Origin of the sequence: Nocardia seriolae NBRC 15557 (genome assembly GCF_007990715.1) — a bacterium.
Classification (GTDB): domain Bacteria; phylum Actinomycetota; class Actinomycetes; order Mycobacteriales; family Mycobacteriaceae; genus Nocardia; species Nocardia seriolae.
The window spans coordinates 25,671-39,066 of record NZ_BJWY01000028.1; the positions used below are offsets into that span (position 1 = coordinate 25,671).

Consider the following 13,396-nt stretch of genomic DNA (forward strand, 5'->3'; position numbering starts at 1 on the left):
AGCCGTGATATCCCGCAATGGTTTTCGTGCCGACGAGTCGGTCAGATCCGAAAGGTAGTCGACGAGACCGATTGTGCTTCGCAGTGCCTTTGCTTCAAGTTCCCCTGGTGATGTCATATCCCTGCCTCCCGCTGGACATGTCGGAACTTCATTGTTTCGGCCCGGTTATGAAGGGGTCCACCACTTGATGAACTTGGGCCACGGAAACGGTGCTGAGCAGCACTCCGCGCCGGCCGGGGTCGACGGTTGCCGGTGCCGCGCCGCACAACTGCGTGGTGTCATCGTTGAGTGCATCGAATGGGAACGCTTCCCCGTCGAGATCGATGCTCGCGATAGAGCGTCCCGTACGAGCCTCATGGACGGTTATGTGGTACTTGCCATTTCGCAACGCCAGTCGTCGCGACCACCCGTCGGCTGCATTTGCGTTTGATACACAACTGACCTCCTTGACGAGGTCCCCGTCGCCGAGGCCGGAGACACAGGCGACCAGTTGCACCTCACCTACCCGTTTCGGTCGCCATGCGTCAGCGCTGGCGCCGCTGGCCGTCAGCTGTTCTCGGAGGTCATTGCCTGCGTACCGCACGGTGGAGGTCTCTATGAGGTGGACCGGGCGAGGTCCGGTTTCCGTCAAGGCGTGGGCTCGCGTTGTCCCGGCTGAATACGAACAGGTCGACCTGAGTGCGGAATCCAAGTTGGCTTCGCGTCGTGACTCGCCGTCACGGCCGATGTAGTACAGCACGGACAACGGAGCCATGCAGGTGAGCACCGTGATCAGGATGGTTCTCCGCGCAATCCGCCCGGCGCTGAGGGTTCGGGGCGGCTGGACGAGCAGGGGCGGGGCAGCCGTGAGATCACCCGAATTGGCCGCGTACCGTGATGCTCGGACGCACGTGCCCGCATCGACGGTCGCCAGAACGCCGTGGCCGGAACGACTTCCGATATAGAGGACGTTTCCGCGACCACTGTGGGATCCCCATCCTTCACCCATATACACCGCGGCCAAGGATCCCGGGCGGACCCTGGTCCACCAGAACCACGCGTCCCGCTGAAATGGTGAACCGCCGGTGCGCACCAATGCCTTGCTGCCGCGCCGGCCGACCTGGTAGACGCTATCGACGGCCACGATCGACGCACCGTTCGCGGCGGCGAACGATTGGAACGCCGCGAGCTCCTGAGCGGCTCGTGCGTCGCGTCGACTGCGGCGTCGTGCGATCCATCCCATCGTCGGCCGCGTCCTTCACCTGCCGTCGGGGGCATGCGGCAGCCCTGCCGCGAGCTCCACGCCGGGGCTGGAGCCTCGACCAGCCCTTTTCGGTATCTCTTGCGGGCTGAACATCTCGATTGCCTGCCAGAATCGCGGCAGCTGCCGTGTACTCTCGGGCCCACCCATCGCATCGTCCCCATTCGACGCCGATCACACTCAGGAGCTTTTCTACGGTACGGCACCGAGGCTGCGCGATCATGAGAAATCTTGGTATCGAACGGAATTGATGTGGGAGCTTTGTCGGTTATGTCGGTTTCTGTTCGACGGAGCTCGGTATCGAGTCCGATCGCTCGCCCGCAACTGTCCCGCGATGCATACAGTACCGGGCTGGCTATCCAATTCGCTTGTGCACGAGGGTGATTCGGCACGGATTGTCAGAATCGGGCGCTCGAGTCACAGTAGCATTGCGTTGTCTCAGAGCAGTTCAGGGAGACAACCATGGACGACGGACATCGTTGGGCACTCGAGACTTTCGGCGAGCACGGCCCGTGGATTCGGCGTGAGATCCGACGATCGGTCGAGGCCGAGCACGCGGCCTCGCAGCGTGCCCAGGAAGTGTCCGACCACCGGTCGACGCGAGTCTATGAGCAGTTCTACGACGGCATCGCCGAGCGCTTCGAACGGTTCGGCAATCTGCTCGGCGCACCGCTCGTACGGCCCGGCAAAGCTCCGTACCGGGTTCCGGTGGTCAACGGCGTAGCGCTGTTTCCATGGCGATTCTCGAGTGGGCCGGACGGGCGGATACAGACAACCCTTTTCGCGACCTCCGACGCACGGATCGCACTGACCGACCTTCACCCCGGTCCGGTGCAGGAAATGCTCGACCTCGGACTACCGGACCCCGAACTGAGCGACGAGGAACGAAGGTTTCTGGCAACTCTGCGTGCGGCGGAAAGCGATCCCGTGGTCACCAGCGGCTGGCTCGTCCTGGTTGCCATCTGTAGCTCGGTCAAGGGTCTGCATTCTCTCGAATGGGGCGCAGTCCGGTTGGTCGATGGCGGTCGCGTCGACTGGGACGGGTTTCACGAGAACCTGCTCGGCCCGCCGGTACTGGAAGCAAATTGATCGCATCGAGCTCTTCGACTACTCCAAGACATCCCGGGTGGGGTGCCGATGTCGACGCGAAGTACAAACGCTACGACTCGAAGACGGTGAGTGCGGCGGACGTGCACCAACTGCTCACCTACATTGCCGGGCACTCGCCGGGCGACTCACCCGTCGCAGCCGTCGTGCATCCCAGTCCAGGTGTGCATTCTCATCGGGCGTTGCGAATTTCAGGGAACGAACGAAATTTGGGAACCATCCATGTGCTCGGGATCGACACAGGGCGGAGCCGGCCGCAGCGATATGGCATGTCCGCGAAATTCTATGGCGCGATGCGGAGTAGCGTCCGGGCTCGGCGCGCTTCACGATAGAAGGGTCTCACATTGCTGTCCCGCGATTGCTGCCAGGCTTGACGATCAGAAGCTGATCCATTTCTTGCCTGCGGCATTTGTCGGCGAAATCTGTTGCGACTGACAGATCGGTGAGGAAGCGATCGTACGTGGATTGATCAGCGCCTAGTATTCTTCATAATCCACGAGGCCATTGCTCACGCGGATCGGCAGGTAGAATTTTCCGGAATCTTGCTCGGTTCCGAGAGAGAAACGGTGCTCTCGACTCACGTATGTATCTTCGAAATTCAATTCGCTCTCCCCCCTACTTGGTTTCGGTCACGTTGTAGTCGGTTCCGGGCTTCACGCCGCCGACGTCGACCATGGCCTCGTTTCCTCCGCTCGGCAGCTTACAGCCAGGAATCCGCTGGCTGTTGGCGTCGGCTTCATTGCCTGAAGGAATCCGTAACCTAGCGGTGTCGAGATGCCGGATGTCGGCGCGAACCAGGTTGTTGCTCTTCAGAAATCCGTCGGGTAGACCGAGCGCTTTCTCCATGGCTGCGGGGTTGCCCTTCATCGACGCCAGCAGGGCATCGGCCTCTGACTTCGGCATCACAAACGAAGTTCCGTCGACCTGGCCGATACCGTACTTGTTGTAGTTGCTCTCGACCATGAATCGAGTCGCGCCGTCCTTTTCGAACAGTGCGAGATGATCTTTAACGTAATCGGGAGGCAGGTAGGTTGTCGGATCCGAGCATGGCGAGCGCGAAGAGGGTGACCGTCACCGTCGCATCACCGGTCATCGGGGGTCCTCGGCTTCGCTGTCGGATGCCGACGGGAAGAGTGCGTCTGCGGGGACGAATTCCGGTGCGACCGAACGGTTTGCGGGGTCGCGGCGCGCTACGAACCAGATCAGTGGGCCCGTCAGGATCGTGACGGCGACGAGGTAGGCGATCAGGAACGGGATGCCGAGGATGCGTGGCTCGATGCGGTTGGCGACCACCGGGGCCAGGCAGTAGGGGACGCCGGGGAGGGACAACAGCAGGAGTGCGGGTCCTCGCTCGGCGAGCGGGGTGGCCGTGGGCGGCGCGGGTTCCGAGTTGGACGCGGGTCCTCCGGGTGGTCGCGGATCGCTGACTTTGCGAACTGTTCCACGACGGGGGCCGGGGCTCGGTTGCGGCGCGCGGCGGTCCCGGCCACACGATGATGCTGGGGCACGCGGTTGTCGAGGGCGGTGGGCAGGTTGTCCGATCCGGTCGGTCGGAACTGTTTGGGCGCGTGGGGGATTCGTGGCGGGTTCCGGGGAGGTTTGTCGGAGGGATGCTCTAACGTAGCCCGGTATCTGTTCGGCACGACCGTGGAGAGCTATGGCTGCCTCGTTCGACCTGCATTCCCTCGCGGTACTCGGTGCGGCCGGGGAGCGGTTGGTTATCTGGCATGTGAATGTGGGGGCCTCGCTGGGGGAGTCGCGGCTATCGGGCGCTTGGGTGCTGGAGGATTCCCGTGTGGATGAGATCCGCAGTCTCACGTCCGATTTCCCGGTCGTGTTGACCGGTGAAGGAGTCGAGGTCACCCGGGCGGGGGAGCCTGGGCCGGTTGAGTCGTCGGCGAAGGGGGTCGTGGTCTGCGGGACTGCCGGGACCATTGATGTCGGCACCACCGTCGAAACGGTCTGCGCTGAAATCGAATTCGTCGATGCGCGCTTCACCGAGCAGCAGGACGCGACCGGCGGAAAGCTCACCCGGCCGCAGTGGCCGGTGATCGTGTCGCCGGAGGAAGTCGCGCTGACGGACTCCCAGGTCGACGTGGTGGACGACCATATTCGGCCGGTGCTCACCCTTGCGCGAGGTCTCTCGGATCTCGCCGAAGCCTGGGCGGCCTTCGAGTCGTTGCGGCTGGCGCGGTCGTTTCTGGTGGAATTCGGTGGTCCCCTCGCGCGGCCGTTGCCGCTCGCGGTGCGGTGAGTATGGCGGGATTGTCGTTCGCCGCCATCGATGTCGAGACCGCTAATTCCGCGCGGGGCAGTATCTGCGCGGTCGGCGTCACCGTCGTGCAGGGCGGGCGTCGCGCGGAGGCCGAGTCGTGGCTGTGCCGCCCGCCCGCGGGGCTGGACTTCTTCAACTGGCACAACATTCGCGTGCACGGCATCACTGCGGCCATGGTCGCCGAGCAGCCGGAGTTCGCGCATCGCTGGCCGGAAATCGTGCGGCTGGTCGATGATCTGCCCGTCATCGCCCACAATGCCGGATTCGACAGTGGTGCCATCCGGGAAGCCTGCGGCCGCAGTGGAATTCGTGAACCAGGCTGGTCGTACAGTTGCAGCCTCGCCCTGGCCCGCCGCCACCTGGATCTGGACAGCTACCGTCTGCCGCACGTCGCCGCCGCCCTCGACATCGACTTCACCAACCACCACGACGCGGCCGCTGACGCCGCCGCGGCCGCCGACATCGTGATCGCGCTGGCCGCCCGCGCCGGGGTCGATTCACTGTCGGCGCTCGAACGCATGGTCGTCGAACGCCCGCTGCGGATCGAACCGGCATTGCGGACCGAACCGATACTGCGGGCCGAGTCGACGCTGGGGAGCGAGTCGGCAGTGCGGGCCTCCGGCGCGGGTGGTCGTACCGCACGAATATCGCAAGAGCGGTCGGGATCGTCCGAGCGTCCGCCACGCCGATCCTGGTTCGGCCGTGCGGAATTGGTACAGCCGGCCGTCACCGGCACCGACCCGGCTCACCCGCTCCACGGCGAGACCATCGTGTTCACAGGCGATCTCGCGGCCATGACCCGGCAGCAGGCATGGGACGCCATCGCCGCGTGCGGCGCCACCCCCGCCCGCAATATCACCCGCCGCACGACCTGCCTGGTCATCGGCGACGGCTTCCGCGGCACCGACCCCGCCGCGTTCACGACCACCAAAGCCGGCCGAGTCGTCGAGCTACAGGCGCGCGGTCAGCGCATCGACGTGCTGGACGAGACCGGCTTCCTGGCCCGCCTCGGCGCAATCGACAGGATGGAGCCGAGCAGCCTGGCGTGACGCGACGCCGAGTGGCCTCGCGTGATATGAGGCTGAGGGCCTGGCGTGACATGAGGCAGCCGCCCGCGCGAGTTCGCAGGGCGGGACCGATAAGCTGCTTCGGGTGACCGACGAGAAACTGCTGCAGGGACCCATCCACGCCGTCCATGTCGAGCTGGGCGCCAGCTTCGCTCCTTTCGGGGGGTGGGAGATGCCGGTTTCTTATGCGGGCACCGTGGGGGAGCACACGGCGGTGCGGACCACCGTCGGGCTGTTCGACGTCAGTCACCTCGGGAAGGCGACGGTCAAGGGGGTGGGGGCCGCGGAGTTCGTGAACTCGGCGCTGACCAATGACCTGAACCGGATTCGCCCGGGCAAGGCGCAGTACACGCTGTGCTGCACGCCCGAGGGCGGGGTCATCGACGATCTCATCGCCTACTACGTGAGCGATGACGAGATCTTCCTGGTGCCGAACGCCGCGAACACCGCGACCGTGGTCGCCGAGTTGCAGAAGGCCGCGCCCGAGGGCATCACCATCACCGATGAGCACCGCGGCTACGCCGTGTTCGCCGTGCAGGGCCCGCGCTCCGCGGAGGTGCTGGCCAAGCTCGGCCTGCCCACCGACATGGAGTACATGGCCTACGCCGACGCCGAGTGGGACGGCCGCCCGATCCGGGTATGCCGCACCGGCTACACCGGCGAGCACGGCTACGAGCTGCTGCCGCGCTGGGAGGACGCCGAGGCCGTGTTCCGTGCGCTGGTCGCCGAGGTGCAGGCCGCCGGTGGTCAGGCCGCCGGGCTGGGCGCGCGCGACACGCTGCGCACCGAGATGGGCTATCCGCTGCACGGACACGAACTGTCCCTGGACATTTCGCCGCTGCAGGCCCGCACCGGCTGGGCCGTCGGCTGGAAGAAGCCGCAGTTCTGGGGCAAGTCGGCGCTGGAGGCCGAGAAGACCGCCGGTCCGCGCCGAATCCTGCTGGGCCTCCAGGCAATCGACAAGGGCGTGCTGCGTCAGGGCCAGACCGTGATGCGCGGTGACACCCAGGTCGGCGAAACCACCTCCGGCACTTTCTCTCCCAGCCTCAAGGTCGGCATCGCCCTCGCCCTCCTCGACACCGCCGCTGGCCTCGAGCCCGGCGACGAGGTCGAGGTCGACGTCCGCGGACGCCGCCTCCGCTGCGGGGTCATCCGCCCGCCCTTCGTCGAAACCCGCACGGCCTGACGAACACCCGTCACGAATTCTGCGCCGCGGCCGAGATCACCTCTCGCCCGCGGCGTTTTCGTACCTCGGCACGATGCTGATCTCGCGACCGCCACGGGAACGGCTGTGCAGGTCAGCGACGCTGGGGATACTCGGCGGCGCCGGGATGATGAGTGCTACAGGGACGGTGCCCGGCGCTGGGTTGGTGGCGGCCCGGGGATGGTGGTGGCGTTGGGATGGTCGGCAAGGTCGGATGATCGGATCATGCTCCCGCGCAGCGGGCTTCGCGTTTCTGCCGCGGTCGGTGGCCCGGCTCAGTTGCACCAGGTGCCGACGACCTGGTTGTCCTGTTTGCAGTCGGCGGGTTTCAGTCCGGCGGGGCGCAGGGTGTTGAACATTTGGCGGATCGTTTCGGTGGTGGTCGCGCCGTCCACGTTCTGGTCGGCGAAGACGACCATGACCACCGATTGGCCGTTGTTGCCCGCTACCGCGATGGTGTGTACGACCGCGGTGGCCGGGTGGGAGCAGTCGTAGGGGGCGGGGTTGGTGAGGGTCGCGGTCACGTGGGCGGCGGGTTTGCCTTGGACGGTGAGGGTTTCGACGGGGGACAGAGTGAAGGTGGCGTTGGGTCGGTCGTCGTTGGAGCCGCCGATGGTGGCCCAGTCGGTGGCGACGTCCTTGGCCGCGGCGGCGGTGTCGCCGAGCTTCGAGCCGGTCACGCCCGCCATGGCCTTCGTATGATGGCCGTCGCACGATTTCGGCTGTAGTTCCGCCGCACCGCTCATCACCACGCGGCTGTTGCCGCTCTCGAAGCCGATGATGGTGGTCGGGGTCGGCACCGTCCAGTCCTGGGGGACGTCGTAGACGGCGTTGCGGGAGATCGAATACGCCGTCTGCCAGCCCGGGGTGAGCGCCGCGATGGTGGCCTGCGGTGCGGCGGTCGTGGTGGTGGGCAGCGGCTTCGTGCGCGTCGCGGTGTCCTGCGGCCCGTATTGGTCTGCGGGAAGCGCGGTTCCGGTGACGGTGTGCGCGGGCGCCATCGCCGCGACCACCAGGATGACGACCAACCCCAGCACGCTGACCGTGATCAACGCGATCACCAGCGGCCGCTGCGGGCGGGGCGGCTTCGACATCGGGTAATCCGGATACACGAGGCCCACCCTATCCAGGCGACCTGATCCCAGCCGGGCACCGAGCCGTCCACACACGTCGAGCGGTGTCCGCCTGCGCACGTCAACGGGGGTAGTCCGCGCGCTTCGGCCGTGGCCCGTCCCGTGCAGGTCGGCCGAGGGCAGGCCCGCACCGGCGTGTCGGGGGCGGCGAATTAGACTCCAGGTCATGACACTTGCCGCGCAGTTCACCCGTGTCCCGCATCCCGCGCCGCTACCGGCGCAGCGGCGGCAGGAGATTCTCGCGGAGCCCGGGTTCGGGCGTTTCTTCACCGACCACATGGTGTCGATGGATTATGTGGACGGGCAGTGGACCAACGGCCGCGTGGAGCCCTACGGCCCGCTCTCGATGGACCCCGCCACCATGGTGTTTCACTACGGCCAGGCCATCTTCGAGGGTCTGAAGGCATACCGGCAGGCCGACGGCTCCATCGCCACCTTCCGGGTGGACGCCAATGCCGCGCGCTTTCGCCGCTCGGCCGCCCGCATGGCGATGGCGCAGCTACCCGAGGAGCTGTTCATCGAATCCATCCGCCAGCTGCTCGAGGTCGACGCCGACTGGGTGCCCGCCGCCGGCGGCGAGGACGCGCTGTACCTGCGCCCGTTCATGTTCTCCACCGAGGTCGGCCTGGGCGTGAAGCCCGCCGCCGCCTACAAGTACCTGCTGCTCGGCGGCCCCGCCGGCGCGTACTTCCCGCGCGGCCTGAAGCCGGTCAAGGTGTGGCTGTCCACCGAATACGTGCGCGCCGCCCCCGGCGGCACCGGCGAGGCCAAGGTCGCGGGCAACTACGCCGCCTCCCTGCTGGCCCAGCAGCAGGCCGCCGAGAAGGGCTGCGACCAGGTCGTCTGGCTCGATGCCTGCGAGCACCGCTACGTCGAGGAGATGGGCACCAACAACCTCTTCTTCGTGTTCGGTTCCGGCTCCGACGCCCGCCTGGTCACCCCCGAACTCTCCGGCTCCCTGCTCCCCGGCATCACCCGCGACTCCCTCATCACCCTCGCCGCCGACTCCGGCTACAAGGTCGAGGAACGCAAGATCTCCGTCGCCGAATGGCGCAAGGGCGTCGAAACCGGCGAAATCACCGAGGTTTTCGGCTGCGGCACCGCCGCCGTCGTCATCCCCGTCGGCTCGGTCCGCTCCGCCGAGGGCGAATTCACCATCGGCACCGGCGACCCCGGCGAGGTCACCATGGCCCTCCGCGACACCCTCACCGGCATCCAACGAGGCACCTTCGCCGACACCCACGGCTGGCTCCGCACCCTGGCCTGACCCCCGCCCGAACGAAACACGCCCGCCCCGAACGATTCCGGGGCGGGCGCGGCATCTCCCCACACCTCGATCGCGTCGGAATCACCCGACACCGCAGCCGCGTCGACCCGACTAGAAACCACTCGAACCGGGCATGGCAGGCCCGCGACCATCCCTCCCCGCCCCAAACCAGCCGCGCGAGATTCATTGAGTGGCACAAATTACTGGGCGAATCGGGCAAATCAACCCGAAAGTGTGCCACTCGGTGAAGCGGCTAGCTGGGCATGAACATGTGCCATTGGTCGAGGGTTTGGGGGCGCATGACGTAGTTGTGTTCTTTGATGTGGGTCAGGGAGGCGCTGGGCTCTTCTGAGTACCAGTGGCCTGGGTAGACGGTCGGGTTCGACTTCAGGTCGGCCTGGTAGCGGAGGCTGCGGAACATGGCGTCGGAGTCGCCGCCGGGGAAATCTGTGCGGCCGCAGCCGTCTACGAAGAGGGTGTCGCCTGCGATCAGGCGGTCCTCGAACAGGAAGCACTGGCTGCCGGGGGTGTGACCGGGGGTGTGCAGGAGTTCGATTTCGAAGGTGCCTACGGCGACCTTGTCACCGTGGGAATGGCCGGTCAGCTCGCTGGGGGCTATGCCGGTGACGTTCGCGACCCAGGGGAGTTCCTCGGCGTTTACGTGCACCGCGACGTCGGTCTTCTCGAGCAGTTCCTTCACACCGCGCAGGGTGAAGCCCATCATCGTGCCGCCGACGTGGTCGGGGTGGTGGTGGGTGGCCAGGACTCCGGTCAATCGCATTCCATCGCTCTCGGCGATGTCGACCAGCTGCCCGGCCTCGTAGGCGGGGTCGACGACCACGCATTCGCCGCTGTCACGATCCCCGATCAGGTAGGCGAAGTTGCGCATCTGGGTGGCGATCGGGTCGCCCACGGCCCAGTCGCGGCCGGAGAGCAGCTGGCGGAAGTACAAACGGTCGGAGGCCATGCCTCACAGCGTATTGCGCGCGATGTATTCCGCCGCACTCGGACCGGCGACAAGATTGCGGCAATGCCACCGGCGCAGTCCGGCTGTGCTACCACCACAACCGGCGATGCCGCACGGCCGCGCCGCTGCACCCCACGAAGGCGAAAGGCCGCCCGCCGAAGGGAATCGGCGGGCGGCCTCGGGCTGGATCGGGCCGGGGTGGCCTGGTCAGCGCAGGATCGGCTCGATTTCGGCGGCCGCCTCGGTGCCGTAGGCCTCGCGGAGGCGCTTCATGGCGACGTCATGGTCGAGGGTCCAGTCCTGGGGGCCAACGGTTTCCAGGACGAGGACCGCGACCAGGGAGCCGAGTTGGGCGGAGCGTTCCAGCGACAGGCCCGCGGACTGGCCGGTGAGGAAGCCCGCGCGGAAGCCGTCGCCGACGCCGGTCGGGTCGACCTTGGCGATATCGGGGACGACGTCGACGTGCAGTTCGGCACCGTCGCGGTCGACGACCTTGGCGCCCTTGGAGCCGAGGGTGGTGACGCGAATGCCGACGCGCTCACCGATTTCCGCCTCCGACAGGCCGGTCTTCTGGAGCAGGATGCCCCACTCGTACTCGTTGGTGAACAGGTAGTCCGCGCCGTCGATGAGGCGGACGATGGTCTCACCGTCGACCAGGGCCAGCTGTTGGGAAGGGTCGGCGGCGAAGGGGATTCCGGCGGCGCGGCACTGATCGGTGTGGCGCAGCATGGCTTCCGGGTCGTCGGCGCCGATGAGCACCAGTTCGAGCTCGCGGCCCAGCTCGTTGATGTCGATGTCGCGGGCCTCGCTCATCGCGCCGGGGTAGAAGGACGCGATCTGGGCCATGGACTCGTCGGTGGTGCAGACGAAGCGGGCGGTGTGGGCCTCGGTGGACACGCGCACGGCCGAGCAGTCGACGCCGTTGTCCTCCAACCACTTCCGGTACTCGCCCCAGTCCGCGCCGACCGCGCCGACCAGCAGCGGGGTGCGGCCGAGCACGCCCATGGCGTAGCTGATATTGCCCGCGACTCCGCCCTTTCGGATGACCAGATCGTCGACGAGGAAGCTGAGCGAGACGTGCTGCAACTGATCTGCCAGGAGCACATCGGAGAATTTGCCCGGGAAGCGCATGAGGTGGTCGGTCGCGATGGACGCGGACACGGCGATGGTCACGGGGTCGATCCTTTGGTGACGAGCGCTGCGCACACCTGTCTGCGGGACGCCAACGCGGGGCCGGTGGGTGGGGGCGGCGAGCCGAAACGGGCTCGCACCAATGAAAATAACACTGTCCGAGACGCATTAACGCCACTCGCGGCCGGTTTCGGTGGTTCGTCCGGCGAAAACTCTTCGTGTGGCGGGGTCCGGACACACACCAGCGCGGAACATCTCAGTGGATGTTCCGCGCTGGTGCGGGTTACCTCAGTTGAAGCTGTCGCCGCAGGCGCAGGAGCCGGTGGCGTTGGGGTTGTCGATGGTGAAACCCTGCTTCTCGATGGTGTCGACGAAGTCGATCGAGGCGCCCTGCACGTAGGGGGCGCTCATGCGGTCGACCGCGAGCTTCACGCCGCCGAACTCCACGACCAGGTCGCCGTCGAGGCTGCGGTCGTCGAAGAAGAGCTGGTAGCGCAGGCCCGCGCAGCCACCGGGCTGGACGGCGATACGAAGGGCGAGATCGTCGCGGCCTTCCTGATCCAGCAGCGCCTTCGCCTTGGAGGCGGCGGCGTCGGTCAGAGTCACACCGTGAGTGGTGGTCTCGTTCTGCACAGTCATGAACTCTCCTATGGGGACCTTGTTTCAACCCGTGACGGCGTACCGCTCGATGCCTGTCAACGCCGGTCGGCGGGCGACTATTCCCCATCCTACGCGGCGCGTATTCTCCGGAAGCCCCAGGTTGTGGAGTCGCTGACAGATAGCTGATGAGGTGTGCGACACAACAATCAGGCGGACCAGGATTTTCCGGGAGGCATGCCATCGAATAGCCTGGTCGGCGTGAAGTTCCTGCGCCGTGGCGAGTCCACCCCCACCTCCGACAGCTCCAGCACCGACGCCGGTGCCGTGGTGGAGGACAAGACCGTCACCCTGGGTAAGGGCCGCCCGACCCCCAAGCGACGCGAGGCCGAGGCCCGCAAGCGCGGTCCGGTGGCGCCCGCGCCGAAGACCGCCAAGGAGGCCCGCGCCCGCCGCAAGGCGCTGCGCGGTTCCAAGGCCGAGCGCAAGGCCGATTCGGCCCAGCGTCGCGCCGATGTGCAGGATCGCCGCGCCCGCATGCTCGCGGGCGATGAGCAGTACCTGCTCCCGCGCGACAAGGGCCCGGTCAAGAGCTACGTGCGCGACATCGTGGACGCGCGCCGCAATCTGCTCGGGCTGTTCATGCCGCTGGCGCTGGTGCTGATCCTGAGCATGATCCTGTCCCCGGCGCTGCAGGCGATCGTGACGCTGGCCATGCTGGTGATGATGCTGTTCATGATCATCGAGGGCGTCGTCCTCGGGCGCATCGTGAACAAGCGGGTCCGGGAGCGCTTCCCGGATGCCGCCGATTCCTCGTTCTCGCTGGGCTGGTACGCGTTCGTGCGCGCCTCGCAGGTGCGCCGGATGCGCGCGCCCAAGCCGAAGGTGAGCGCGGGCGACGCGGTCTAGTCGGCCGGGCATCCGCCACCGTCGGCGCTGACGGCTCGGATGCTCCCGGTTCGGCCGGATTCGCTGTCCGGATATCTTTGCCTGACGGGCGGATTCGGGCCTCTGTCGAGGGGCCTCGAACCGCCCGTCAGGCGTGTTCGCGGTAGCTGCGCAGGGCCAGGATCTCGAGGGACGCGCGGTCGCGGTCGCGGTCGATGACATTCGTGGAACCGGCCAATTCCCAGCTGGTTTCGCGGTGGAAGGGGACGGTTCGGCCGACCGCGGCCAGCAGGGTGACGAATCGACGGAACATGGTGACTGCTTCGGTGGTGCCGGTCGTGGTGTGGAAGCGGCCGGGGGTGATGGCGGTCATGCGCGGGCCTCGCCTTCATCGATGGGGTCGGTGGGGTCTCCGGCCATGAGGCCGAAGGTCAGGGTGCCGAGCACCGCCATGGCGGTTCCGGCTGCGACGATTGCGGACAGTGCGTACATGGCAGTAAGTTTTCTCTAGAGAAGATGC

At 66.7% G+C, this 13,396-nt stretch carries 15 protein-coding genes and 1 pseudogene; 6 read left to right on the forward strand and 10 right to left on the reverse strand.

The genetic code is table 11. From position 1 onward, the window contains the following. Nucleotides 1–148: 148 nt before the first annotated feature. Nucleotides 149–1,222 (reverse strand): hypothetical protein, encoded by a 1,074-nt coding sequence (locus tag NS2_RS11615; RefSeq protein WP_143161383.1) that lies wholly within the window; start codon nucleotides 1,220–1,222, stop codon nucleotides 149–151. 480 nt (nucleotides 1,223–1,702) lie between these two features. On the opposite strand from NS2_RS11615, the gene NS2_RS11620 reads away from it, so the two are divergent. Continuing rightward, nucleotides 1,703–2,329, forward strand: coding sequence for a hypothetical protein (locus NS2_RS11620; protein ID WP_052086838.1), 627 nt, complete (start codon nucleotides 1,703–1,705; stop codon nucleotides 2,327–2,329). A 357-nt stretch (nucleotides 2,330–2,686) separates the two neighbouring features. Here NS2_RS11620 and NS2_RS38205 read toward each other — a convergent pair. From NS2_RS38205 to NS2_RS36765, 3 genes and pseudogenes are all read right to left on the reverse strand, one after another. Further along, nucleotides 2,687–2,949 (reverse strand): annotated as a pseudogene (locus NS2_RS38205) (hypothetical protein). A gap of 13 nt (nucleotides 2,950–2,962) precedes the next feature. Further along, a complete protein-coding gene (locus tag NS2_RS11630; RefSeq protein WP_147207160.1) occupies nucleotides 2,963–3,310 on the reverse strand; it encodes a hypothetical protein in 348 nt (115 codons plus the stop codon). A 126-nt stretch (nucleotides 3,311–3,436) separates the two neighbouring features. After that, a complete protein-coding gene (locus tag NS2_RS36765) occupies nucleotides 3,437–3,640 on the reverse strand; it encodes a DUF3311 domain-containing protein (protein WP_197707908.1) in 204 nt (67 codons plus the stop codon). A 484-nt stretch (nucleotides 3,641–4,124) separates the two neighbouring features. On the opposite strand from NS2_RS36765, the gene NS2_RS11640 reads away from it, so the two are divergent. From NS2_RS11640 to gcvT, 3 genes are all read left to right on the forward strand, one after another. Continuing rightward, complete coding sequence (locus tag NS2_RS11640) at nucleotides 4,125–4,601, forward strand: hypothetical protein (RefSeq protein ID WP_155241135.1); 477 nt, start codon at nucleotides 4,125–4,127, stop codon at nucleotides 4,599–4,601. A 2-nt stretch (nucleotides 4,602–4,603) separates the two neighbouring features. After that, nucleotides 4,604–5,671, forward strand: a complete 1,068-nt coding sequence (locus NS2_RS11645) for a 3'-5' exonuclease (protein WP_033089665.1) — start codon at nucleotides 4,604–4,606, stop codon at nucleotides 5,669–5,671. A gap of 103 nt (nucleotides 5,672–5,774) precedes the next feature. Beyond that, nucleotides 5,775–6,875, forward strand: coding sequence for a glycine cleavage system aminomethyltransferase GcvT (gene gcvT / locus NS2_RS11650; protein ID WP_033089666.1), 1,101 nt, complete (start codon nucleotides 5,775–5,777; stop codon nucleotides 6,873–6,875). A 293-nt stretch (nucleotides 6,876–7,168) separates the two neighbouring features. Here gcvT and NS2_RS35970 read toward each other — a convergent pair whose 3' ends face one another. Next, nucleotides 7,169–7,987: a DUF8017 domain-containing protein gene (locus NS2_RS35970; RefSeq protein ID WP_155239327.1), complete on the reverse strand. Its 819-nt coding sequence runs from the start codon at nucleotides 7,985–7,987 to the stop codon at nucleotides 7,169–7,171. A gap of 205 nt (nucleotides 7,988–8,192) precedes the next feature. Here NS2_RS35970 and NS2_RS11665 point away from each other — a divergent pair, with 205 nt between their 5' ends. Further along, nucleotides 8,193–9,293, forward strand: coding sequence for a branched-chain amino acid aminotransferase (locus NS2_RS11665; protein WP_036546197.1), 1,101 nt, complete (start codon nucleotides 8,193–8,195; stop codon nucleotides 9,291–9,293). A gap of 253 nt (nucleotides 9,294–9,546) precedes the next feature. Here the strand turns inward: NS2_RS11665 and NS2_RS11670 are convergent, their stop codons facing one another. The 3 genes from NS2_RS11670 to NS2_RS11680 all read right to left on the reverse strand — a co-directional run bounded on the left by NS2_RS11670 (nucleotide 9,547) and on the right by NS2_RS11680 (nucleotide 12,030). After that, a complete protein-coding gene (locus NS2_RS11670) occupies nucleotides 9,547–10,260 on the reverse strand; it encodes an MBL fold metallo-hydrolase (RefSeq protein WP_033089669.1) in 714 nt (237 codons plus the stop codon). A gap of 207 nt (nucleotides 10,261–10,467) precedes the next feature. Continuing rightward, entirely contained in the window at nucleotides 10,468–11,433 is a 966-nt protein-coding gene (locus NS2_RS11675; RefSeq protein ID WP_033089670.1) for a carbohydrate kinase family protein, read from the reverse strand. Between the two features lie 246 nt (nucleotides 11,434–11,679). Then, a complete protein-coding gene (locus NS2_RS11680; RefSeq protein ID WP_033089671.1) occupies nucleotides 11,680–12,030 on the reverse strand; it encodes a HesB/IscA family protein in 351 nt (116 codons plus the stop codon). 195 nt (nucleotides 12,031–12,225) lie between these two features. On the opposite strand from NS2_RS11680, the gene NS2_RS11685 reads away from it, so the two are divergent. Continuing rightward, complete coding sequence (locus NS2_RS11685) at nucleotides 12,226–12,897, forward strand: DUF3043 domain-containing protein (RefSeq protein WP_155239328.1); 672 nt, start codon at nucleotides 12,226–12,228, stop codon at nucleotides 12,895–12,897. A 127-nt stretch (nucleotides 12,898–13,024) separates the two neighbouring features. Here NS2_RS11685 and NS2_RS11690 read toward each other — a convergent pair whose 3' ends face one another. Together NS2_RS11690 and NS2_RS37375 are read right to left on the reverse strand one after the other, a co-directional pair. Next, the gene (locus NS2_RS11690) at nucleotides 13,025–13,249 is read right to left on the reverse strand and encodes a hypothetical protein (RefSeq protein ID WP_033089673.1); all 225 of its coding nucleotides are present in this window, start codon (nucleotides 13,247–13,249) and stop codon (nucleotides 13,025–13,027) included. Then, nucleotides 13,246–13,368 carry a hypothetical protein gene (locus NS2_RS37375; protein ID WP_256255591.1) on the reverse strand — a complete coding sequence of 41 codons (123 nt, stop codon included), beginning with the start codon at nucleotides 13,366–13,368 and terminating at the stop codon, nucleotides 13,246–13,248. Before NS2_RS37375 ends, NS2_RS11690 begins: the two co-directional genes overlap by 4 nt. Nucleotides 13,369–13,396 lie beyond the last annotated feature (28 nt).